The organism is Actinomyces gaoshouyii (genome assembly GCF_002076915.1).
Classification (GTDB): Bacteria; Actinomycetota; Actinomycetes; order Actinomycetales; family Actinomycetaceae; genus Actinomyces; species Actinomyces gaoshouyii.
Genome location: NZ_CP020468.1, coordinates 2,032,914 through 2,053,370 on the forward strand (window position 1 = coordinate 2,032,914; position 20,457 = coordinate 2,053,370).

A 20,457-nucleotide genomic window follows, 5' to 3' on the forward strand; every position below is an offset into this window, starting at 1 on the left:
GTCAGCCCTTGACGGCGCCTGCGGCGACGCCCTCGATGATGTGCTTCTGGCTCACGAGGTAGAAGGCGACGATCGGGATGATCGCCAGGACCAGCATGGCCATCTGCGCGCCCAGGTCCTTATTGCCGTTGGATCCGGTGAGCGCCTGGATGACGATGGGGATGGTCTTGTAGTTCTCATCGTGACCGATGACCAGGTAGGGCAGGAGGTAGTCGTTCCACACCCACATGGTGTTGAGGATGGCGACCGTGACCGCCGTCGGCTTGAGCAGGGGCATGACCACCCGGAAGTAGGTCTGCAGCGGCGAGCAGCCATCCATGTATGCCGCCTCCTCGATCTCCATGGGGATCGACTTGATGAAGCCGGCGAAGAGGAACACCGACAGCGCCCCGCCGAAGCCGAGGTAGAGCACGATCATGCCCCACGGGGAGGCCAGTCCGAGCATGTCGGCCACCTTGGAGGTGGGGAACATGACGAGCTGGAACGGGGCGATCATCGAAAAGGCGAAGACGTAGTAGATGACGGATGTCCACCAGGTCTTCACACGGGTGATGTAGTAGGCGGTCATAGCCGTCAGCAGGAGGATCACCGCCACGGAGCCCACCGTGATGAACAGCGACCAGCCGATGGCTTGCGCGAAGCCGTTGAGCTTGAGGCCGGAGGCGTAGTTGGTGAATCCGGAGAAGCGCTCCCCCACGGGCAGGGAGAAGGGGCTGTCAGAGATGTAGAAGCGGCCCTTGAAGGAGTTGATCAGAATGAACACCAGCGGAACCAGCCACACGAGCGACAGGATCGCGAGGATCCCCGAGGTGATCATCCTCCCGGGGCGCCTCTCGCGGAGAGGAGCGGCGGCGGCCGTGCTGGCGGCGCTGGCCGTGCTAGCGGTGCTGGTCATACTGGCGGCGCTCATGCGTCGACCTCCTTGGCACGGGTGGCGCGCAGCTGGATGAGCGCGATCGCGGCCACGATGAGGAAGAAGATCACCGCGGCGGCCTGCGCCTGGCCCATCTGGTTGCGGGCGTGGTACATGGTGTTGTAGATGTTCAGGGCCGCCATCTCGGTCTGCTTGAGCGGGGCGCCGTTGGTCAGCGCCAGGTTCTGGTCGAACATCTTGAAGGTGTTCGCCAGGGTGAGGAACAGGCAGATGGTGATCGAGGGCATGACCATCGGGATGGTGACATTGCGCAACGTCATCCAGCCATTCGCGCCGTCGATCTGGGCGGCCTCGATGAGCTCGGGCGGGACGTTCTGCAGGCCCGCGATGTAGATGATCATCATGTAGCCCATGAGCTGCCAGTTCACCAGCAGAATGAGGCCGAGGAGGCCGAGGTGCCAGTCATTGACGATGGTCTGGCCCCAGTGCTTGAGGATCGCGTTGAGCATGACCTGCCAAGTGAAGCCCAGGACGATGCCGCCGATGAGGTTGGGCATGAAGAACACCGAGCGGAAGAAGTTGGTGCCCTTGAGCTTGCGGGTGAGCAGGTAGGCCAGGGTGAAGGCCCCGAGGTTGACGGTGATGATGGAGATCACCGAGACGATGACGGTGAACCACAGCGCTGAGCCGAAGTCCGACTCCAGGACCTTGGAGTAGTTCTCCAGGCCCACCCAAGTGGCGTTCGTCAGGGTCTTGAACTTGGTGAACGACAGGTAGAGCCCCATGAAGAACGGGACGAGGAAGGCGATGAGGAAGGCCAGGAGCGTGGGCCCGGCGAATATCGGGAAGTACTTCTTGAGTGCGCTGTTCATGATTCCTCTTGCGGCGCCCGGCGTCTCTGCCGGGCCGATTGGAGGCGGGAGGCGGATGGCTCGGCCGACGGCGTCCAGTCGGGTGACCGGGCGCCGTCGGCGGAGCCTTGTCGCGAGAGCGGAGGATCAGGCCTTGCCCTTGCCCTCGGCCCAGCCCTTGACGAAGTAGTCCTTGACCGCAGTCCAGTCCTCCTTGCCGGAGGCGTACTGGGACAGGTGCTGGCCGAGCTGATCCTTGAACTCCTGGCTCGGGAAGGTCTGGAACACCCAGTTGACGGGGGAGAGCGCCTCGTTGTTGAGGTAGGAGACGATCTCCTTGCCCAACGGGTCGGCCGGGGTGAGGCTGGAGAACGCCGAGTAGGGGGACACGGAGACGACGGACTTTTCGACGAGCATCTTGGCGGCCTCGGCGTCGGTGAGGAGCCAGTTGAGGAAGGCCTGCGTGGCCTCCTTGGCGGCGTCGGAGGCCTCGGCGTTGATCGTCAGGTAGTTCTCGGTGCCCAGGGCGATGCCGCACTTCTCCTCGCCCTCGACGCCCACGTAGATGGGCAGGAAGTGGATGTCCTCCTCCTTGACGGTGTTGCCCCCGACCTCGGAGATCTGAGACCAGGCCCAGTTGCCGTTCTGCACGAAGGCGCACTGGCCGAGCGCGAACTCGGCCATGGAGTCGGTGACGGCCTTGGCGGAGGCCTCCGTGGGGGCGATAGTGGAGTTGTTGAGGTAGAGGTCGAAGATCTGCTTGTAGTTCTCCGAGTAGGTGAGCTTGAGGTCGTTGGAGTCGGTGACACCCAGATCGCGCAGCTCGTAGAAGACGGGGTAGTTCGCCAGGTGGGTCTGGAAGCGCCAGTCCTCGCCCGGGGAGAGCGAGGTGGCGGCGAAGGCGCCGCTGATGCCGAGATCGTCCTTCTTGGCCTGGATGTCCTCGACCACCTCCTTGAGCTTGGCGAAGCCCTTGATCTCGTCCACGCTCGCGGCCTTAGCGCCGTCCATGGCGAAGTACTTATCGAGGATGGCCTTGTTGTAGATGATGCCGTAGCCCTCGGTGGCCAGCGGAACGCCATAGATCTTGCCGTCGTCGCCCTTGAGGGCGAGCGAGCTGTCCGTGAGGGCCTTGGCGGCGGCGGTGTCGCTCAGGTCGGTCGCGTAGTCCTTCCAGTTGGCCAGGCCGACGGGGCCGTTGATGTTGAACAGGGTGGGCGGGGCGGACTTGGCGACCTCGGAGGTCAGGGTCTCCTCATACTTGCCGGCGGCGGCGGTGACGACCTTGACCTCGACGCCGGTCTTGGTCTTGTAGGCCTCGGCGATGGCCTTGAAGGCCTCCTCGGCCTCGGGCTTGAAATTGAGGAAGTAGACACCACCCTCACCAGAGGATGCGGACTCACCGCAGGCTGCCAGGGTTGCAGCAACAGCGAGTGCGGCGGAGCCGCCGAGCACAGAGCGGCGGGAAACGAGTCGCATGAGGTCCTCCTTTGGACAAGACAACCGCGAAGGCGAGGAAAGCCCCGCGTGAGCGACTGCCCGCTCGACGAGCCAGGGGTAGGTCCGATGTCGCGGGCGACGCCCCATCATTGCACAACCCGCCCCCCTTGCTGCAAATCTTGCAGGCCACGCGCCGCCTCGCTGCGGCGAAGCATGGCGCCTGGGCCCCTGGCCTGCGGCGGGGCAGCGCGACCCCATCCCGATGGCGTTCCGGAGTCCCGGACACGCCGGTGGCCCCGATGCCGCATGGGCATCGGGGCCACCTGTCATCCGGATGGCGGACGGGAGCGTCAGGCGGGTGACGGAGTCACATCCGACGCTCCGCGCGACTGGTCAGCGCTTGGCGGAGCCGACGGAGCCGAGGCGCTCGCAGGCCTCGACGACGCGGGCGGCCATGCCGTTCTCAGCGGCCTTGCCCCAGGCGCGCGGGTCGTAGGTCTTCTTGTTGCCGACCTCGCCGTCAATCTTGAGGACGCCGTCGTAGTTCTTGAGCATCCAGTCGGCCACGGGACGGGTGTAGGCGTACTGGGTGTCGGTGTCGACGTTCATCTTGATGACGCCGTTGCGCACCGCGGTGGCGATCTCCTCGTCGGTGGAGCCGGAGCCGCCGTGCATGACGAGGTCGAAGGGGGAGTCCTGGGTGCCGACCTTGGTGGACAGGCGGTCGCCGAGGCGCGCCGCGACGTCGTCCTGGATCTCGCCGAGGATCTCCGGGCGGAGCTTGACGTGACCGGGCTTGTAGGCGCCGTGGACGTTGCCGAAGGTGAGAGCGGTGATGTAGCGGCCGTTCTCACCCAGGCCCAGGGCCTCGACGGCGCGCCAGGCGTCGTCGGCCGTGGTGTAGAGGTTGGCGTTCTCCTCGCCCTTGATGCCGTCCTCCTCGCCGCCGACAGCGCCGATCTCGATCTCGAGGACGACGTTGGCCGCCTTGGCGCGGGCGAGCATGTCGACGGCGATGTCGATGTTGTCGTCGAGGGACTCGGCGGATCCGTCCCACATGTGGGAGTTGAACATCGGGAGCTCACCGCGCTTGACCTGCTCGGCCTCGATCTCGAGGAGCGGGAGGACCCAGGGCTCGAGCATCGACTTGGGGCAGTGGTCGGTGTGCAGGCCGATCTGGACCGGGTAGAGGTCGCCGACGGCGCGGGCGTAAGCGGCGAAGGCGATGGAGCCCTTCACCTTGTCGGCGCGGGAGGAGCCGGACCAGTAGGCGGCGCCGCCGTTGGAGATCTGAACGATGCCGTCCGACTCAGCGTCGGCAAAACCCTTGAGGGCGGCGGAGAGAGTCTGGGAGGAGGTGACGTTGATGGCGGGGATGGCGTACTTGCCAGCCTTCGCGCGATCGAGCATGTCCGCGTACGACTCCGGGGTTGCGATGGCCACTGGGTGCCTCCTGGGTGAGATGTGGCAATGGTGCGTCACCGATTCTTCCACGGATCGAGTCGATCGGGTACCGGGCGATGGTCCCGGGACTCCGGCTCACTCCGACTCCGACGCGGCAGGGCGGTGCGGCGGCGCAGCAGGATGACCCGGCAGCGCTGGCAGCTGTGCGGTCAGTCGGGCGCGGGGCCGCCGTGCTGGCGGATCCAGGCGTGCATGGCCACGGCGGCGGCCGCGGCCACGTTGATGGATCGGGTGGAGCCGTACTGGCCGATCCGGTGGAGGCGGGAGCAGCCTGCGAGGAGCTCCTCGCTGATGCCCTGGCCTTCGGAGCCGAAGATCATGAGGCAGCGCTCGGGGAGGCCCGCCTGTTCCAGCGGCGTCGAGCCGGGACCGTTGTCGATGGCGATCGGCTCATAGCCCTCGGCGATCGCCCAGGCGAGGAGGCCTTCCGGGCCGGGATGGTGGCGCACGTCGAGGTAGCGGTCGGTCACCATGGCGCCGCGACGGTTCCAGCGGCGCCGCCCCACGATATGGATGCCGGAGACGTTGAAGGCGTTGGCGCTGCGCACGATGGACCCGATATTGAGGTCCTGGCTGACGTTCTCGATGGCCACCTGGAGCGGGTGGGCGCGAGAGGCGAGGTCGGCGCGGATGGCTTCCACGCTCCAGTACCGGTAGCGGTCGACGACGTTGCGCCGGTCCCCGCCGGAGAGCAGCTCGGGATCGTAGCGGGGATCATCCGGCCAGGCCTCGGGTCCGCCCGGCCACGGCCCCACCCCGACCTCGCGGACGTCAGTGGGACGGTCCTCCTCCGCAGGCAGGCCGGCCCAGTAGTCGCACTCGCCGGGACCGTATGACTCGTGAGCAGCGTCAGCCACGGCGTCGCGTCCCTCGTTGTTGGCGCTTCTTCCGCAGCCCATCGACGATCTGGTCGTAACCCGTCGGGTCGGAAGGACGGACATGACGGTCGCGCTCCTTGTTGCCAGGAAAGAAGAAGGGGCGAGGAGACACAGATCAGACCAGCCCGTCCAACAGCTCGATGTCGAGCTCGTGAGGGTCGACCACCTCATCGTCATCGTCGCGCTCGCCCTGCGCAGGCAGGCCGAGCACCCAGGAGAGCGATGCCTGAGGAGCCTTTCCGTCCGCAATTGCACGACGCAGCCCTGTGACGACCCGTTCAGGGAACCGACGGCGAGCGGAGTACTGCACACGCGCCGACACATCGGCGGGCGTCGCCACCGATGATGGGAGCGAGGTTCCCAGCAGCGCCTCCGTCGAGCGGGCCAACGCCGAGCGCGCTTCGTCGCCGGGCCTCGCGCGCAGGTACCTCAGCCTGACCTCCAGGGCTTGGGTGGACACGCCGAGCTCCCAGGACACCTGGGCGACGGTCGCGGCCGTCGCCCGCTCCCAGTCAACGGAGCGGACGCGCTCCACGGGCATGAGCAGGTCGGCGGCGAAGGCATTCGCCATGTTCTCGGCCGCCTGATCGTCGTGTGAGGACTCGCCCCCGACGAGGAAGTGCCCGAGCTCATGGGCGAGGGTGAAGTTGCTTCGGTACCAGCGCCTCGTCGCTCCCACAACGACGACCTTGTGCCCCCCGAGAGTCAGTGAGTAGCCGTCCCCGGACAGCGGGACGACGATCACCTCGACTCCGAGGGCGTCCTCGACCCTGTCGTAGAAGCAGGAGACGAAGTCCTCCCCCAGGGCGGAGCGAGCATCTGCCGCGACCTGCTGGACCCTCAGGTTCCTCACGTCAGCTGCACCTGCCGGTAGACCAGGGCGATGTCCTCGAGCACCTGCAGGTCGGCGGAGGAATCGCACGAATAGGTTCCCGTGGGTCGGTCATAGCTGTGCCGCGCAGCCACGCGGACCTCGAAAGGATCTGCCTCACCGGTGACGAGCCAGTGCATCGTGACACCAAGATGCTCGGCGATGAGTGCGGCCTCGATGGACGACAAGGAGCGGGTCCCGGCGAGAGCCTTGGACATCGCCGACTCGCTCAGGCCGACGGCGGCAGCCAGAGCCGCCTGAGTCTGATCGCGCTCGACCAACGCCTCTTTGATGCGCGTACCGATGGAGCACATGGCCTCAAGCGTACAGGCCAGTTTCGATTATCGAAAGATGGGCGACCGCAGAGTACGCCACACCGCCCTGGCGGACCCGGCCGTCTATTCCACGAGCAGAGCACAGGATGACGAGCCCTCACGGACTGGACCGCGGGCTCAGTCCAGCCCGAGGTCGGTCAGGCCCAGAGCGGCGCAGTACGGCACGCCGGCAGCCTCGATGCGCTCGCGGGCACCGGTGGCTCGGTCGACGACGACGGCCACGGCCAGGACCGTCGCACCGGCCTCGCGCAGGGCCTCGACAGCCTCGAGCGGGGAGCCGCCGGTCGTCGAGGTGTCCTCGAGGACGACGACACGGCGCCCCTCGACGGACGGGCCCTCGATGCGGCGCTTCATGCCGTGGTCCTTGGCCGCCTTGCGCACGACGAAGGCGTCCAGATCGAGCCCCCGGGCGGCCGCCGCGTGCAGCATGGCGGTGGCCACCGGGTCCGCGCCCATCGTGAGCCCGCCGACAGCGTCGTAGTCCTCGGTGCTCAGGCCCGCCTCCTCGAGCATGTCGAGCATGACGTGGCCGATGAGGGGCGCGGCCTCGTGGTGGAGAGTGGCGCGACGCATATCCACGTAGAAGTCGGAGGTCAGGCCGGAGGCCAGGGTGACGGTGCCGCGCACGACGGCGAGCTCGCCGACGAGCGCGGCCAGCCGTGCGCGCTGGGGATCATTGGTGCTCACGGGCTCAAGGCTAGACGATCCGGGCCCTGGGCTCCCGCTTGGGGAGTCCAGGGCCCGGCTGGGAGCGGGCGACTCAGGAGAGCGCGGCGATGGCGGCCTCGTAGTCGGGCTCCTGCGAGATGTCGGGGACCTGCTCGGTGTAGAGCACTGTGCCCTGCGCGTCGAGGACGACAACGGCGCGCGAGAGCAGCCCCGCCATCGGAGTATCGGTAATGGTCACGCCGTAGTCCGTCCCGAAAGTGGAGCGGAAGCTCGAGGCGGTCAGGACGCCGTCGATGCCCTCGGCGCCGCAGAAGCGGGCGTGCGCGAAGGGGAGATCCGCCGAGACGCACAGGACGGTGGTGTTCTCCAAGGAGGCGGCGCGCTTGTTGAACTCGCGCACGCTGGTGGCGCACACACCCGTGTCGATGGACGGGAAGATGTTGAGCACGAGGCGCTCGCCGCGCAGCGACTCGCTCGTCACCGGCGCAAGGTCGGCTCCGGCGAGCTCGAAGGCGGGCGCCTCGACTCCGACGGCGGGCAGGGTTCCGATAGTCGTGATGGGGTCTCCATGACGGGTGATCTCAGCCATGACGCCATCATGGCAGGACTATCGTCCTCCATCGACTGCAGTCCGCCTGCCGCGAACCGGAGCGCTTCGGCCCCCGTCGGTGCCCAGCCGCCCACCGGGGCGCGGGCCGTGAGCGTCAGTACTGCGTGCTGGCCGAGGCGTGCCCGGCGACACGGCGCACGAACCATCTCGGCGCCAGCCTCAGCGCCGCATTGCCCACCTGGTAGCGGGCCGACGGCGTGCAGATGACCTGGCCCCGGCGCACCGCCGCGAGCGCGGCGCGGGCGACATCGGCGGCGTCGAGCCACATGACCGCGGGCCACTGGGAGCCATCCATGCCGGCTCGGTCGTGGAACTCGGTACGGGTCAGACCGGGATTGACGACGGTGGCGGTCACCCCGGTGCCCGCCAGCTCGGAGGCGATCCCCTCGGTGAAGGTCCGCACCCAGGCCTTGTGAGCGGCGTAGGTGCCCATGGCGGTCAGCGCGGTCATGCTGGCGATGTTGAGGATGGCGCCGTGCCCACGACTCACCATGCCGGGAAGGGCCCGGTGGGTGAGGGTCATGACGGCGCCGACCATGACGTCGAGGGCGCGCCTCTCCTGGCCCAGGTCGCCGCCGATGAAGGCCTGACCAACGGCGAACCCGGCGTTGTTGACGAGCAGGTCGATGGGGCGGGCCGCCACCTGCTCGGCGCTGTGCACGCCCTGCGCCCCGGCGACGGCGCCGGTCACGCCGCCCCGCAGGCGGGAGGCCACGCGCTCGAGGTCGTCGGGGACGGAGAGGTCGGCGTCGATCACCTGAACACCGACGCCCGCTGTCTGGTGGATCTCCTCGGCGACGGCGGCGAGCCGTGCCGCGTCCCTGGCCACGAGCACGAGGTCGTGGTGGGTCTCGGCGAGCTGCCAGGCGAGTTCCAGGCCGATGCCCGATGTGCCTCCGGTGATGAGCGCTGTTCCCATGCCCTCAGGCTAGCGCCAGGGCCCATCGCCCCCCGGGAAGGGGGCGCCGCGCGCTCCTCCCGGGGGCGGGGTCGCGCTCCGGCCGGTAGCCTCCTGCCATGCGCATCGCCACATGGAACGTCAACTCGATCCGCACCCGAGTCGATCGGGTCGTGGACGTCCTGGAGCGCCACGGCGTCGACGCCCTCGCCATGCAGGAGATCAAGTGCCGCCCGGACCAGTTCCCGCGCGAGCCCTTCGAGGCGGCGGGCTACGAGCTCGCCATTCACGGCCTGGACCAGTGGAACGGGGTGGCGATCGCCTCGCGCGTGGGCCTGACCGACGTCGCCACATCCTTCGCCGGGCAACCCGCCTGGGCGGCCAAGGAGGGCACTGCGGCGGTCGTGGAGGCGCGCGCCGTCGGGGCAACCGTCGGCGGGGCGCTGGAGGGTGAGGCGCCGGTGCGCCTATGGAGCCTGTACGTGCCCAACGGGCGCGAGCTGGACCACCCGCACTACGCCTACAAACTCGCCTGGTTGTCAGCGCTGAAGGACGACGCCGCCTCCTGGCTCTGCGTCGATGCCTCCCTCCCACTGGCACTCGTGGGCGATTGGAATGTGGCGCCCCGTGACGAGGACGTGTGGGATATGGCCGCCTTCGAGGGCGCCACGCATGTCTCGACCCCCGAGCGGGAGGCCTTCCGCGCCTTCGAGGCGCTCGGGATGGTGGAGGCCACGCGCGGGCGCGTCACGAACTACACCTACTGGGACTACCAGAAGTTGCGATTCCCCAGGAACGAGGGGATGCGCATCGATTTCGTCTACGGCTCGCCGGCCTTCGAGGCGCGGGTGTCGGGCGCGCTCATCGACCGCGATGAGCGCAAGGGCAAGGGCGCCTCCGACCACGTGCCGGTCATCGTGGACCTGGATTGACCGGGGAGGCCGGGCGCCCTGGCATGCCGGCCCAGGCATCGCGGCCCACGAGCGCCGCCCTATCGGATTAGGCTCGTGACATGAGCCCCGCGACGCCCCTTCCAGCCGAGTCATCAGTCCCCTCCGCTGCGCCCTCGGCATCCACCGCGCCGCGGGCGCTGCGCGAGCCGATGACGGCGCCGGTACGCAGCGCGACCATCGACGCGCTCCTGGCGCACCGCACGATCCGCGCCTTCACGGACGAACCGGTGGGCGAGGAGGTCATGCGGACCCTGCTGACCGTCGCTCGGGCCTCGGCCACGTCCTCCTACTTCCAGCAGGCGACGATCATCCGCGTGCGCGACGCCGCCGTGCGCGAGGCCGTCCACGCCGCCTCCGGGCAGCCCTACGTGGGTGGGGATCGCGGTGAGTTGCTGATCCTCGTCGTCGACCTGCACCGCAACGCCGTCATCCGCGAGCGCGCGGGGGCCCCGCTCGAGCCCCTGGAGCGCACCTACGCCTTCCTCCAGGGATGCCAGGACGCGCTCATCGCCGGGCAATCCATGGTGGCCGCCGCGGAGTCGCTGGGCCTGGGCACGTGCTACCTCGGCTCGATCCTCGGCGATCCCGCCGGTCTCATCACTGCCCTGGGGCTGCCCGAGCGGACCTTCCCCCTCCTCGGGCTCCTCGTGGGCCACCCGGCGCAGGAGCCGCAGTACAAGCCGCGCCTGCCGGAGCAGATCACCGTCGGCGTCGACTCCTATCCCCCACTGGAGGAGCACGACGCCGAGCTGGCCGCCTACGACGAGCGCGTCACCGAGTACTACGACCTGCGGGACGCCTCGCGCCGCGTGGACAGCTTCACCGAGCAGATCGCGCGGATGGTCGGGCAGGGACGGGCCGCACAGGCACCCGTCCTCGACGTCCTGCACCGCCAGCGGCTCTGCCTCCGCTGATGCCGGCGAGGAGGCGCAGATGACCAGCGACGCGCTCCCGGCACTGGGGCTGTTCGACTTCCCGACGGCGCTCGTCGTCACCGAGGGCGGCCGGATCATCGCCGAGGCGGGCGGGGTCGACACTGTCTTCCCCTTCGCCTCCGTGACCAAGCCGATCGTCGCCTGGGCGGCGCTCATCGCCGTCGAGCGCGGCATGCTCGGCCTTGACGACCCCGCCGGCGAGGGGCTGGACGGCGCGACGATCCGCCACCTGCTCGCCCACGCCAGCGGTATCGCCCCCGACTCCGGCGAGCCGCTCGCCGAGCCGGGCACGCGGCGCATCTACTCCAACCGCGGCATCGAGATCCTGGGACGGCGTCTCACCGAGGCCACAGCCACGAATCTGGAGGCCTGGGTGGAGACCACCGTCCTGGAGCCCTTGGGCATGTCCAGCGTGCTCATCCCCGGCTCACCGGCGCACTCGGGGCAGGGCAGCGCCCGCGACCTGTCGATCTTCGCCCGCGAGCTCGCCGCTCCCCGCCTGCTCGGGGCCGAGCTCGCCGAGCGGGCATGTGCCCCCGTCTATCCCGGCCTGGCCGGCGTCCTCCCCGGCTACGGGAAGCAGAACCCCAATCTCTTCGGCCTGGGGGTGGAGATCCGGGGCAACAAGCAGCCGCACTGGACCGGCACCGGCAACTCGCCCGCGACCTTCGGGCACTTCGGCCAGTCCGGCTGCTTCCTCTGGGTGGACCCGGTGGCCGGGCGCCAGGCGGTCTTCCTCGGCGAGCGCCCTTTCGGTCAGACGCACCGGCGCGCCTGGGCCGCGCTGAACGACCAGATCCTCGCCCTCCCATAGATGCCGAGACCGGTCGAAAATAGGAGCGAGACCGGTCCGGGGACCGGTCTCGCTCCTATTTTCGACCGGTCTCGATGAAGGAAGATGAAGGAAGCGGGGAGGGGGCGGATACGATGCGGGGGATGCCCAGTTCCGCCTCCGCCCGACCGCTGGCGCCGGGCTATGCCGTCGTGGACCTGGAGACCACGGGGCTGTCCCCCGGCGCTGACGCGATCCTCGAGATCGGCCTCGTTCACCTCGACGCGCGCGGCGAGATCGAGGGCAGTTGGACCTCCCTGGTGGACCCCGGCCCGGGCCCCGACGGGGCCCGCGAGGTCGGCCCCACATTCATCCACGGACTGACTCCCGCCGACGTCACCGGAGCGCCCCGGATCGCCGATCTGGCCGACCTCATCGCCCGGGACCTGGCCGGGAGGGTCGTCGTGGCGCACAACGCCCGCTTCGACCTCGGTTTCCTCGGTCATGCGCTGAGCGGCCTCGGCATCCTCGACGCCGACGTCCCGATCCCCCAGGTCTGCACCATGCGCCGGGCCCGGGACTACCTCACGACGCCGTCGCGCCGCCTCACCGCCTGCTGCGAAGCGGCCGGCATCCCCCTCGCGGCGCACCACACGGCGCTCGACGACGCCATGGCCTGCGCCGGCCTGCTGCGCCACTACCTGGCCACAGGCCGCGAGCGCGGACAGGATCGACCGGCCTGGGGCGATGCCCTGGACGCGGCCGCGGTCTTCGCCGGCCTGCGCTGGGATGACCAGCGAGCCGACGCCGCCCGCTCGCACCTGATGATGCGACGCTGGTCGGGGGCGGCCCCGCCTCGTTCCACTGGCGCCGGTCGCACCCACTAGCACGGGCAGGACGCACCAGTGGGTGCGACCGGCGCCACTCGGCGTCACGCATCGGGGCCCGCGCGGAAACTGGGAGTCCCCAGCCCCGCGCGGGCCCCGACCAGACACCGCCGGAGACGCTCAGCCGCGCCAGCCCCCCGTGACGGGATCCATGTAATAGCGGCTCGGGCCGACCGCGACCCAACCAGTGGCCATGGCGCCATTGTCCCGCAGGTAGTACCAGGAGCCGCCCTCCTGAAGCCAGCCGGTGGTCATCGCCCCACTGGCCCCCAGGTGGTACCAGGTGCCGGCCAGGCGGATCCAGCCGGTGGTCATCGCCCCACTGGCAGCGAAGTGGTACCACTTCCCGCCGTCCTTGGCCCAGCCGGTGGCCATGGCGCCGTTGTCCTGGAGGAGGTACCAGGCGTCGCCATCCTTGACCCACCCCGTGGCCATCGTCCCGTCGGCTCGCAGGTAGTACCAGGCGTCTCCATCCTTGAGCCACCCGGTGGCGAGACCGCCGTCAGCATTGCGGTAGCGCCAAGCGTCACCATCCTTCTCCCAACCAGCCTTCGGGGCGGGGGCAGGAGGCTCCTCGGGCTTGGGCTCAGGGCTCGGGTCGTCCTTGAGGGCGGGGCACTCACTGCCCAGCCAGGCCAGGGAGAAGTTGCGGTAGACGATCTGCCGATCGTTCCCGTCCTCGCTGAGCAGGCCCAGCGAGCCATCGGACTGAACGGCCAGCGTCGTGTAGCCGACACGCTCAGCGCGGAAGACCTTGCCCGTCCAGGTGGCGCCGTCGTCACAGGACAGCGAGATCGTGCCGCGGTCACGCGACCATGCCTTGGGGTTCGGCGAGTGGCTCAGCAGGAGGACCTTGGCGCGGTCCGTGCCCGGAGCGGCGTTGGGGAAGGCCCGGATGATCTGGGCGTTGTTCACTGAATCGGGCAGGTTCTTGTCCGAGATCGGCTTTGACCAGGTCTGGCCGCCGTCGGTAGAGGTCGCGATCTTCCGGTAGCGGGAGCCGTCGGAGACGCGCGAGTTCATCATGAGGCGACCGTCGGAGAGCTCCACGACCTTGTTCTCATCCATGCCGGTACCGGCCGGAGTCCCAGCCTTCCAGGTAGCGCCGTGGTCATCGGAGTAGACGGACACGGCCTGAAAGGCCCCGCTGGCGAGCTTGATGGTGAACTGCTGGACGAGGCGTCCCTTGTACTGGCCGTGCTGGATCTGAATTCCCTGGCCGGAGGCGGCGAAGCGGGAGATCCATGAGGGATCATTCGTGATGTCCGGGGTGATGACGCGGTGAGTCCAGCTGTGGCCGTTATCCGTGGAGGTGGAGACCTCGGCATGGATGACATTGCGGGCCTGCGCGTCCTTACCGGGCTGAGACGCCGCAAAACCGACGTCATAGGACTTCACGTGGAAGTTGAAGATCGTGCCCGTGGCGGAGTCGACGACGTAGGAGGGGTCGGAGTAGCCCTCCTTGGTCCCGGTCTCGACGCCCTTGTGGATGTAGGTGGGCGCGCCCCAGGTCTTCCCGCCGTCGGTGGAGCGGCGCTGGACGATGTGGTTCGGGTTGGGCGAGTCGCCTCCCTTATTACCGTTGTCCGTGGGCCGCACGTCATACGCCACGAGAAGGTCGCCATTGGGCGCGGTGGTGATGGCAGGAATGCGGACATTGTCCGTGGCGGTGCCGGTGGCCACCGCGGTGCCGTCACTCATCGAGGCCGGCAACGACACCGAGGCGTCCGGCAGGGGCGCGGGCTCGGCCTTGGGGAAGTCGCCCTTCTCCTCCTCGGGCTCCTGCGGGTCCTTGGGCGCGTCCTGTCCAGGAGGGGCGGCCTTGATCGGCACAGCCTCGCCGCGGACCGTCTCAGGAGTGTTGAGGGCATCGCCTTTGTACTCGGGGGCGCGGACAGTGTAAGAGATCTCCGGGGTGAAGGAGCCCGCATCGAGGTCAGCCTGGGTGATGGTGTGAGTGGCGTAACCCGTGCAGTCGGTCTTAGTGGCCTTGGCAGCGATGTTGCGCCACTTGCAAGCGGTGACTCGGCCTCCGAGATTGGTCTGAGCGACCTCGAAGGAGCGCGCCTCTGCGTCCAGGTTGGTGACGTTGATGTTGAAGGCCAGTGTGTCCCCAACGGCGTAGACGCCGTCATTGGCATCAGCGACCTTGGTGATGCCGATGTCCATGCGGCCATCGGTGGTCTTGGCCGCCTGCGCCGTCGGGGCGATGGTGAGCCCGGTGAGCGCGATGGCACCGGCTCCCAGGATCGCTGGGATACGGGGGTGGTGAGTTCTCATAAGAGGATCCGTTCAGTGCTCGGCAACGTTGCCTGGGGTCTTAGCGGACGGGAAGCGTCAGATGTCTGACGATTAAAACGATAATGCCCGCATGCGGATCGGTGTCAAATCAGCATCACCTATGGCAACAGTACAGGTCAACCTGTATCAGGAATAACCGTCTCGTGTGGACGATCGGGCACGGCGTCGGCTCCCTCAGAGAATATCGAGGCCGACGAGGAAACCGTCCTCGTCGACGATGACGCCTCCCGACTCGCGGGCGATCGTGGCGGCCACGTGCTCGATGAGCTCCCGTGCTGCGGCGCGCTCGCGGCGGCGCGTGCGGCTGGGGGCGAGGGCGTGGGCGTGGGCGATATCGACCGGCCGCCAGACCACCGAGGTGACGACGACGCCGTCGGCGGCCCAGGGCTCTCCGCGCACGGCGATCGGCAGCTCGTTCGTCCCCTCGACGCGGACCTCGATGCCGCCCCAACCGGGGGTCTCCGCGTCGATCGGGGCAACGACGGCGTAGCCCTCGCGGTATTCGACGAGCTCCTCGCCGGCGGCCAGGGCCTCGGCCTCCTCGCGCTCGGCCTGGGCCCGCTCGCGCTCCGTGCGCCGCCAGACCGCATCGAGGACGTCGGCGCCGATGGTCTCGGTGAGGCGCTCCAGGTCGTCGTGGGAGAGGGCGTCGAAGCCGACCGCGCCGCGCGGGGCTGAGGTCTCCAGAGCGGGCACAGCGCCCGGGGCGATGGGGGCGAGGAGAGCGGCCAGCGCGTCGGGGGCGATCCACACCGGCGCGTAGATGGCGAGCATGACCGAGGACTCCGGGTCCGGAACCACCAGGGTGATGCGAGCCTCACCGTCGTCGGGAGAGGTGTCGACCAGGCGGATGGCGCCGGCGAGGCGGCGGGCGATGGCGCGCAGGTGGATGAGGGCGACGAGCTCGGCGCCGGTGGGCATGGCCGTGGGAAAGGCGTCGGCCATCGGGTCCACGCCGGCCAGCTCGGGAGGCAGCGCGCCGGCGCGCTGGGGGACGCACTCCAGGAGCATGACCTGGGCGACCCAGTCGGGCAGGCCCAGCATCCGGCGCATGTCATCGTCGAGGGCCCACGGGCCGTGGAGCTCGGCGCCCGGGAAGAGCTGGAGGCGGGAGGCCCCCACCCAGCCGGCGCGCTCGTCCAGGGACAGGGCGAGGGCCTCGATCTCCTCCACGGCGACGTCGTCGGCCAGGACGAGCAGGTGACGGGAGTCCACGAGGCCGACCGGCAGCATGGAGGTGGCCGTGAAGGTAGTGGTATCGACGGGCAGGGAGACCGCCAGGTCCCCGGAGGAGGCGCTCATTCGGACTCCTCGACGGGAAGGCCGGCATCCTCGATGCGCAGGCGGTCGAAGCTCAGATGCGAGCGGGAGGCCGTGGGGCCGCGCTGGCCCTGGTAGCGCGAACCGCGCGCACCCGAGCCATAGGGGGCCTCGGCGGGACTGGAGAGTCGGAAGAAGCAGAGCTGGCCGATCTTCATCCCGGGCCAGAGCTTGATCGGCATGGTGGCCGTGTTACTGAGCTCCAATGTGACGTGACCGGTGAAGCCGGGGTCGATGAAGCCGGCGGTGGAGTGCGTGAGCAGCCCGAGGCGCCCGAGGCTGGACTTGCCCTCCAGGCGGGCGGCGACGTCGTCGGGCAGGGTGACGCGCTCGTAGGTGGCGCCCAGGACGAACTCGCCGGGATGCAGGACGAAGGGCTCGTCGGGACCGACGTCGATGAGGTGGGTGAGCCCATCCTGCTCGATAGCAGGGTCGATGACCGGGTAGCGGTGGTTGTCGAAAAGCCGGAAGGAGCGATCCAGCCGGACGTCGATGGACGCGGGCTGGATCAGCTCCGGGTCGCAGGGGTCGAGGACCACGCGACCGGCGTCGAGCTGGGCACGGATGTCACGGTCGGAGAGGAGCACGGGACGATTGTGCCAGGCGCGGCGACCGCCAGGGGCCTGCCGGACGCCAGGCGCAGCCGCCGGGCCCGGCGATTCCACATGCGCGCCGCGGTGGGGTATGCTGTTTGCGCGCACCTCGTGGTGAGCATCTGCGGATGTAGTTCAATGGTAGAACCTCAGCTTCCCAAGCTGATAGCGCGGGTTCGATTCCCGTCATCCGCTCCACATGAGGGAACTCACGGTGCCGTGAGTTTTTCCTGCTTCCGCCCGACCGCCTCCTCCGGTGAAACGTGCGCACAGATGCGCAGCACCTTCCACCCCTCGGCCTGCGCCATGGCGTTCGTCTCGCGGTCCCGCTCGATGTTCCCGGCGAGTTTCGGCCGCCAGTAGTCGGTGTTCGTCGCCGGCGTGGTCACGCGCTCGGGGCAGCCGTGCCAGAAGCAGCCATCGATGAAGACGGCGAGGCGCTGCCGCGTGAACACGATGTCCGCGCGCCGTCATCAGTCACGAAGGCCTCCGTGGACCGCATGTGAGCCCGACGACCCACGTACTGCCCAGGAGCCTTCACCTTGACCAACCCGTTCACAACCTCCGGGGGAAGGACACCTAGGCCGGTGCGGCGGAGGCCCGCCAGCGCCACGCGCCTACTACGACGCCTCCGGGCGTGCCCCGGGGTTGCCGACGCGCTCCCGGGACGCGCCCACAACCCCGGGGCACGTTCACAACCCCCACGCACGGCGTCAACCAGTCGACGGCAGATCCGGCCAGACACCCACGACCAACAGAAACACTCCCCAACGAGCCCGGGCCGCAGGCATTCGCGGGGGCAGGCCACCGTCCGCGCGACGATGGCGAGCGCGAGGCCCGCAGGGGCGCAGGGGTTCGCCGAAACGCGCCCTGGACGCCTCCAGGCCGTTGACAACACCCTGATACGTCGTGCTTTCAACGGTCTGGCGGCCCTCACGACGGCTCACAGGTGCTTTCGTCAGCGCGGAACACGGAGCGAGGCGATCCTCGCGGGCAGAGGGCCTCATCACCGGCGCCCCGAGGAAGGCCGCCCCGTGCGGCCTCGTCGTCGGGCGACACGCGCCTTCTCATCCGCTCCAACCGGGCGGCGACCAACCAGGCGCGACGCCCGCGTTCTCCTAGCACCATGGGCGCATGAGTGATGACACCAGCCCCGCCCTTGGCACCGCCCCCCCCCGGGCGACCCCGCCCGCCGCGCCCAATACCTGTCCAACCGCTACGGCGCCCAGCCCCGAGGACCTGGAGTGGACCCCTGCCGTCGAGACGGTGCTGACGCACCGCTCCGTGCGGGCCTTCGCCCCGGAGCCCCTCACCGAGCGCCAGCTGGCCACGATCATCGCCGCCGCGCAGTCCGCGCCCACCTCCTCCAACCTGCACCTGTGGAGCGTCATCGTCGTCAATGACGCCGTGCTGCGCGACCGGATTGGGCCTGGCCGACTCCTCAACCAGTCGGAGAACTTCGTGTTCATCCAGCAGGCCCCCACCATCCTGCTGTTGGTGGCCGCCGCCTCCCGCAATGAGGACATCATGACGGCCGCCGGAGCCAGCACCGGCAGCCTGGACTACCTCGACTCCTGACCTCACCGTCTCCATCGATGCCGCCATGGCGGCGCAGAACGCAGTGGTCGCGGCGGAATCCATGGGCTTGGCGCCTGTTACCCGGGATCGATGCGCAATCTGGAGACCGCGCTCTGCGAGCTGCTCGCCCTCCCCCGCCGCTCCTACGAGGTGGTCGGCATGGCCAGTGGCCCGACCGAGAGTGCCGATCAGCGCCGACGGCGGGCGCCCCGCAGCACCAGGAGCGCCAGCCCGGCGACGAGCGCGCCGTTGGTGAGCGCCCCCTGGAGCTTCTGGGAGCGTTTGAAGCCCTCCTCCTTCCAGAAGGCCTGGCCCTGAATGGTGGTGGGGATGAGGGACAGGATGAGGCCGCCCGCGGCGCAGCGCGTCCCCACGCCCGCCACCAGCGCGGCACCGCCCACCATCATCGCCCCGCCGTTGAGCAGGACGAGGTCCTTCCCCGTGACCTCGCGGCCCAGGAGGGCCTGAGCTGTCGGCCCGGCGGAGGTGTTGAGGGCCTCGGCAATCGGCTCGGCCTGGCGGGCCAGGGCGTCCGCGCCGCCGACCTGGGTCCAGCCCCCGTGGATGAAGGGCCCGGCGAGGAGGGCGCGGATGGCAAGCGGTGCGCGGGACATGGTCGGGACTCCTTTCAACGGGCCGATCAGGGAAAATAGATCAGCAGGGTCAAGTGTGCCACCACCCGGCGGCCCGTGCGGCTCCGCCGAGTCGCTGCGGCCCGCACCCCGGGGACCGCTCTTCGGCGCCCGCGCTCCGGGGACCAAGCCGGCGGGCCGGGGCGAGCGGGACGCTTATGCCCATCCGGCGCTGCGCGCCAGGCTCCAGGCGGACCACGCCGTGGCGCCGGCGATCACCAGCCACCAGGTGCCCAGCCAGAACCAGCCCGGCAGGCGGGTGAGCCCGGCCAGCGAGCCGTGGTCCTGGTTCGGGTCGTGGCTGGCGGCGACGTCGCGCAGCGCGTCCCAGGCGCCCAGGAGGAGTGCCAGACCGGCCCCTGCTGTCAGGGCCTCGCGGGGCGCGAGGGTCAGCGGACCCGCCCGCACGACGCTGGAGCCCGCCCACCACAGGGCGGTGGTGGCGGCGATCACGAGGAGGACGAGGCAGAGAGTGCGCGCCGAGCGGGACTTGATGAACAGCACGAGCTCGGCGATGAGGGCGAGGGTGAGGATCGGGCCGGCCCAGCCGCCCAGTGCCGCCTGCACGAGGAGGCAGCCGATGAGCGCGGGCATGGGGTAGCCCGCCCACACGGTGGCGATCCTGCCCGGCCCCCGGCTGCGCCCGCTGGTGATCGCCCGGCCCCCGAGCCCGGCGTCCACGGTGAAGCCCTCGAAGCGACGGCCGACGAGGAGTCCGACGCCGGCGTGCCCGGCCTCGTGGATGACGGTCACCGCCGCGCGCCCCCAGCGCCGCGCCGTCGGCATGGCCAGGACGAGGACAAGCAGGAGGATCCCCGGTCGCGCCGCTGCCGGGTCCGGCGCGGTGGACGGGAGGATGCGGTCGACGGCCTCCAGGAGGAACCCACTGAGAGTCACGGTGGGATTGTGCCCCATGGGCCTATGCGCGCCCCGTGCACTCCGGGAAGTGCGCGGCCAGGGCTCTACAGTCAGCGCATGAGCGCTCCGGTCCGCCCCGTTCCGCCCTCCTCCGGCCGCCTCGTCGTCGCCGCCGCAATCCTGGATTCCCTGGCCCGCCCGACGGCGATGCTCTGCGCCGCCCGCTCCTACCCTCCCCAGCACGCGGGCCAGTACGAACTGCCGGGCGGCAAGGTCGAGAACGGGGAGGAGCCGGTGACCGCGCTGGCGCGCGAGCTCGCCGAGGAGATCGGGGCGTCGGTGCGACTGGGCGCCGAGGTGGTGCCGCCCGCCGCCCTGGCGGTTCCTCCTCCCCCGACGCGGCGCGAGCAGCCGGGCGACGACGCCCCGGCCTGGGCGGCGATGAACGGGCACCGGATGAGGGTCTGGCTCGCCGAGCCCGACGGCGATCGCCCGCCCCGATGCGGGAAGGCGCATCAGTCGCTGGACTGGGTGCGGCTGGGGGAGCTCGACGCCCTTCCCTGGCTGGAGGCGGACGTGCCCATCCTTCGCGCGATCCGGTCGGCCCTCGCGCAGGGAGCGCACTCCTGATAGCGAGGATCAACATCCTCAGCGTGATTTCCCGCACAACCGCGGCTTCCGCCCAGGCCGCGACCCGCAACGATATCCGTACTTGCTGACACCGAGAACTACAACGTC

At 69.5% G+C, this 20,457-nt stretch carries 21 protein-coding genes, 1 tRNA gene and 1 pseudogene; 7 read left to right on the top strand and 16 right to left on the bottom strand.

Features of this window, described 5'->3' with window-relative positions; translation table 11 throughout:
- Nucleotide 1 precedes the first annotated feature (1 nt).
- The 10 genes from B6G06_RS08445 to B6G06_RS08490 form a co-directional block, all read right to left on the bottom strand.
- Nucleotides 2–910 (bottom strand): carbohydrate ABC transporter permease, encoded by a 909-nt coding sequence (locus B6G06_RS08445; RefSeq protein ID WP_080462140.1) that lies wholly within the window; start codon nucleotides 908–910, stop codon nucleotides 2–4.
- Nucleotides 907–1,746, bottom strand: a complete 840-nt coding sequence (locus B6G06_RS08450; RefSeq protein WP_080462141.1) for a carbohydrate ABC transporter permease — start codon at nucleotides 1,744–1,746, stop codon at nucleotides 907–909. The genes B6G06_RS08445 and B6G06_RS08450 overlap by 4 nt, the downstream gene beginning before the upstream one ends.
- A 126-nt stretch (nucleotides 1,747–1,872) precedes the next feature.
- Complete coding sequence (locus tag B6G06_RS08455) at nucleotides 1,873–3,204, bottom strand: ABC transporter substrate-binding protein (protein ID WP_080462142.1); 1,332 nt, start codon at nucleotides 3,202–3,204, stop codon at nucleotides 1,873–1,875.
- A gap of 354 nt (nucleotides 3,205–3,558) precedes the next feature.
- Nucleotides 3,559–4,608, bottom strand: a complete 1,050-nt coding sequence (gene fbaA, locus B6G06_RS08460; RefSeq protein WP_080462143.1) for a class II fructose-bisphosphate aldolase — start codon at nucleotides 4,606–4,608, stop codon at nucleotides 3,559–3,561.
- Nucleotides 4,609–4,778: 170 nt separating this feature from the next.
- A complete protein-coding gene (locus tag B6G06_RS08465) occupies nucleotides 4,779–5,486 on the bottom strand; it encodes a TrmH family RNA methyltransferase (protein ID WP_373284804.1) in 708 nt (235 codons plus the stop codon).
- Between the two features lie 136 nt (nucleotides 5,487–5,622).
- Entirely contained in the window at nucleotides 5,623–6,360 is a 738-nt protein-coding gene (locus tag B6G06_RS08470; protein WP_158082813.1) for an ImmA/IrrE family metallo-endopeptidase, read from the bottom strand.
- Nucleotides 6,357–6,692 (bottom strand): helix-turn-helix transcriptional regulator, encoded by a 336-nt coding sequence (locus B6G06_RS08475; protein WP_080462146.1) that lies wholly within the window; start codon nucleotides 6,690–6,692, stop codon nucleotides 6,357–6,359. The genes B6G06_RS08470 and B6G06_RS08475 overlap by 4 nt, the downstream gene beginning before the upstream one ends.
- 138 nt (nucleotides 6,693–6,830) lie before the next feature.
- Nucleotides 6,831–7,400, bottom strand: a complete 570-nt coding sequence (gene pyrE / locus B6G06_RS08480) for an orotate phosphoribosyltransferase (protein ID WP_080462147.1) — start codon at nucleotides 7,398–7,400, stop codon at nucleotides 6,831–6,833.
- 73 nt (nucleotides 7,401–7,473) lie between these two features.
- Complete coding sequence (tpx, locus tag B6G06_RS08485; protein ID WP_080462148.1) at nucleotides 7,474–7,971, bottom strand: thiol peroxidase; 498 nt, start codon at nucleotides 7,969–7,971, stop codon at nucleotides 7,474–7,476.
- 115 nt (nucleotides 7,972–8,086) lie between these two features.
- Nucleotides 8,087–8,911 (bottom strand): SDR family NAD(P)-dependent oxidoreductase, encoded by an 825-nt coding sequence (locus tag B6G06_RS08490; RefSeq protein WP_081171874.1) that lies wholly within the window; start codon nucleotides 8,909–8,911, stop codon nucleotides 8,087–8,089.
- A 98-nt stretch (nucleotides 8,912–9,009) separates the two neighbouring features.
- Here B6G06_RS08490 and B6G06_RS08495 point away from each other — a divergent pair, with 98 nt between their 5' ends.
- From B6G06_RS08495 to B6G06_RS08510, 4 genes are all read left to right on the top strand, one after another.
- Entirely contained in the window at nucleotides 9,010–9,822 is an 813-nt protein-coding gene (locus tag B6G06_RS08495) for an exodeoxyribonuclease III (RefSeq protein ID WP_080462150.1), read from the top strand.
- Between the two features lie 170 nt (nucleotides 9,823–9,992).
- On the top strand, nucleotides 9,993–10,757 hold the full coding sequence (locus tag B6G06_RS08500) for a nitroreductase family protein (RefSeq protein ID WP_081171875.1): 765 nt from the start codon (nucleotides 9,993–9,995) through the stop codon (nucleotides 10,755–10,757).
- Between the two features lie 19 nt (nucleotides 10,758–10,776).
- Nucleotides 10,777–11,592 (top strand): serine hydrolase domain-containing protein, encoded by an 816-nt coding sequence (locus tag B6G06_RS08505; RefSeq protein WP_081171876.1) that lies wholly within the window; start codon nucleotides 10,777–10,779, stop codon nucleotides 11,590–11,592.
- A gap of 122 nt (nucleotides 11,593–11,714) precedes the next feature.
- Complete coding sequence (locus B6G06_RS08510; protein ID WP_240494051.1) at nucleotides 11,715–12,437, top strand: 3'-5' exonuclease; 723 nt, start codon at nucleotides 11,715–11,717, stop codon at nucleotides 12,435–12,437.
- 120 nt (nucleotides 12,438–12,557) lie between these two features.
- Here B6G06_RS08510 and B6G06_RS08515 read toward each other — a convergent pair whose 3' ends face one another.
- From B6G06_RS08515 to dcd, 3 genes are all read right to left on the bottom strand, one after another.
- Nucleotides 12,558–14,717, bottom strand: coding sequence for a sialidase family protein (locus B6G06_RS08515; protein ID WP_081171878.1), 2,160 nt, complete (start codon nucleotides 14,715–14,717; stop codon nucleotides 12,558–12,560).
- A gap of 195 nt (nucleotides 14,718–14,912) precedes the next feature.
- Nucleotides 14,913–16,040, bottom strand: a complete 1,128-nt coding sequence (locus tag B6G06_RS08520) for a hypothetical protein (protein WP_081171879.1) — start codon at nucleotides 16,038–16,040, stop codon at nucleotides 14,913–14,915.
- The gene (dcd, locus tag B6G06_RS08525; protein WP_080462156.1) at nucleotides 16,037–16,645 is read right to left on the bottom strand and encodes a dCTP deaminase; all 609 of its coding nucleotides are present in this window, start codon (nucleotides 16,643–16,645) and stop codon (nucleotides 16,037–16,039) included. Before dcd ends, B6G06_RS08520 begins: the two co-directional genes overlap by 4 nt.
- Before the next feature lie 130 nt (nucleotides 16,646–16,775).
- Between dcd and B6G06_RS08530 the strand changes: the two genes are divergently transcribed.
- Nucleotides 16,776–16,849: transfer RNA gene (locus B6G06_RS08530), tRNA-Gly, on the top strand.
- 11 nt (nucleotides 16,850–16,860) lie between these two features.
- Here the strand turns inward: B6G06_RS08530 and B6G06_RS08535 are convergent.
- Nucleotides 16,861–17,112 (bottom strand): annotated as a pseudogene (locus B6G06_RS08535) (very short patch repair endonuclease); the annotation flags it as partial.
- Between the two features lie 673 nt (nucleotides 17,113–17,785).
- Between B6G06_RS08535 and B6G06_RS08540 the strand changes: the two are divergent.
- A complete protein-coding gene (locus B6G06_RS08540; RefSeq protein WP_081171881.1) occupies nucleotides 17,786–18,229 on the top strand; it encodes a nitroreductase family protein in 444 nt (147 codons plus the stop codon).
- A gap of 188 nt (nucleotides 18,230–18,417) precedes the next feature.
- Here the strand turns inward: B6G06_RS08540 and B6G06_RS08545 are convergent, their stop codons facing one another.
- Nucleotides 18,418–18,843 carry a DoxX family protein gene (locus B6G06_RS08545; protein ID WP_081171882.1) on the bottom strand — a complete coding sequence of 142 codons (426 nt, stop codon included), beginning with the start codon at nucleotides 18,841–18,843 and terminating at the stop codon, nucleotides 18,418–18,420.
- Between the two features lie 174 nt (nucleotides 18,844–19,017).
- Nucleotides 19,018–19,758, bottom strand: coding sequence for a M50 family metallopeptidase (locus tag B6G06_RS08550; RefSeq protein ID WP_240494052.1), 741 nt, complete (start codon nucleotides 19,756–19,758; stop codon nucleotides 19,018–19,020).
- Nucleotides 19,759–19,836: 78 nt separating this feature from the next.
- Between B6G06_RS08550 and B6G06_RS08555 the strand changes: the two genes are divergently transcribed.
- A complete protein-coding gene (locus tag B6G06_RS08555; RefSeq protein WP_081171883.1) occupies nucleotides 19,837–20,349 on the top strand; it encodes an NUDIX domain-containing protein in 513 nt (170 codons plus the stop codon).
- The last annotated feature ends 108 nt before the right edge of the window (nucleotides 20,350–20,457 follow it).

What these genes read in the sequence shown, in the direction of transcription:
- B6G06_RS08445 (WP_080462140.1), bottom strand. Translation starts at nt 910, where the DNA reads ATGAGCGCCGCCAGTATGACCAGCACCGCTAGCACGGCCAGCGCCGCC.
- B6G06_RS08450 (WP_080462141.1), bottom strand. Translation starts at nt 1,746, where the DNA reads ATGAACAGCGCACTCAAGAAGTACTTCCCGATATTCGCCGGGCCCACG.
- B6G06_RS08455 (WP_080462142.1), bottom strand. Translation starts at nt 3,204, where the DNA reads ATGCGACTCGTTTCCCGCCGCTCTGTGCTCGGCGGCTCCGCCGCACTC.
- B6G06_RS08475 (WP_080462146.1), bottom strand. Translation starts at nt 6,692, where the DNA reads ATGTGCTCCATCGGTACGCGCATCAAAGAGGCGTTGGTCGAGCGCGAT.
- tpx (WP_080462148.1), bottom strand. Translation starts at nt 7,971, where the DNA reads ATGGCTGAGATCACCCGTCATGGAGACCCCATCACGACTATCGGAACC.
- B6G06_RS08490 (WP_081171874.1), bottom strand. Translation starts at nt 8,911, where the DNA reads ATGGGAACAGCGCTCATCACCGGAGGCACATCGGGCATCGGCCTGGAA.
- B6G06_RS08495 (WP_080462150.1), top strand. Translation starts at nt 9,010, where the DNA reads ATGCGCATCGCCACATGGAACGTCAACTCGATCCGCACCCGAGTCGAT.
- B6G06_RS08500 (WP_081171875.1), top strand. Translation starts at nt 9,993, where the DNA reads ATGACGGCGCCGGTACGCAGCGCGACCATCGACGCGCTCCTGGCGCAC.
- B6G06_RS08505 (WP_081171876.1), top strand. Translation starts at nt 10,777, where the DNA reads ATGACCAGCGACGCGCTCCCGGCACTGGGGCTGTTCGACTTCCCGACG.
- B6G06_RS08510 (WP_240494051.1), top strand. Translation starts at nt 11,715, where the DNA reads ATGCCCAGTTCCGCCTCCGCCCGACCGCTGGCGCCGGGCTATGCCGTC.
- B6G06_RS08515 (WP_081171878.1), bottom strand. Translation starts at nt 14,717, where the DNA reads ATGAGAACTCACCACCCCCGTATCCCAGCGATCCTGGGAGCCGGTGCC.
- B6G06_RS08520 (WP_081171879.1), bottom strand. Translation starts at nt 16,040, where the DNA reads ATGAGCGCCTCCTCCGGGGACCTGGCGGTCTCCCTGCCCGTCGATACC.
- B6G06_RS08540 (WP_081171881.1), top strand. Translation starts at nt 17,786, where the DNA reads ATGAGTGATGACACCAGCCCCGCCCTTGGCACCGCCCCCCCCCGGGCG.
- B6G06_RS08545 (WP_081171882.1), bottom strand. Translation starts at nt 18,843, where the DNA reads ATGTCCCGCGCACCGCTTGCCATCCGCGCCCTCCTCGCCGGGCCCTTC.
- B6G06_RS08555 (WP_081171883.1), top strand. Translation starts at nt 19,837, where the DNA reads ATGAGCGCTCCGGTCCGCCCCGTTCCGCCCTCCTCCGGCCGCCTCGTC.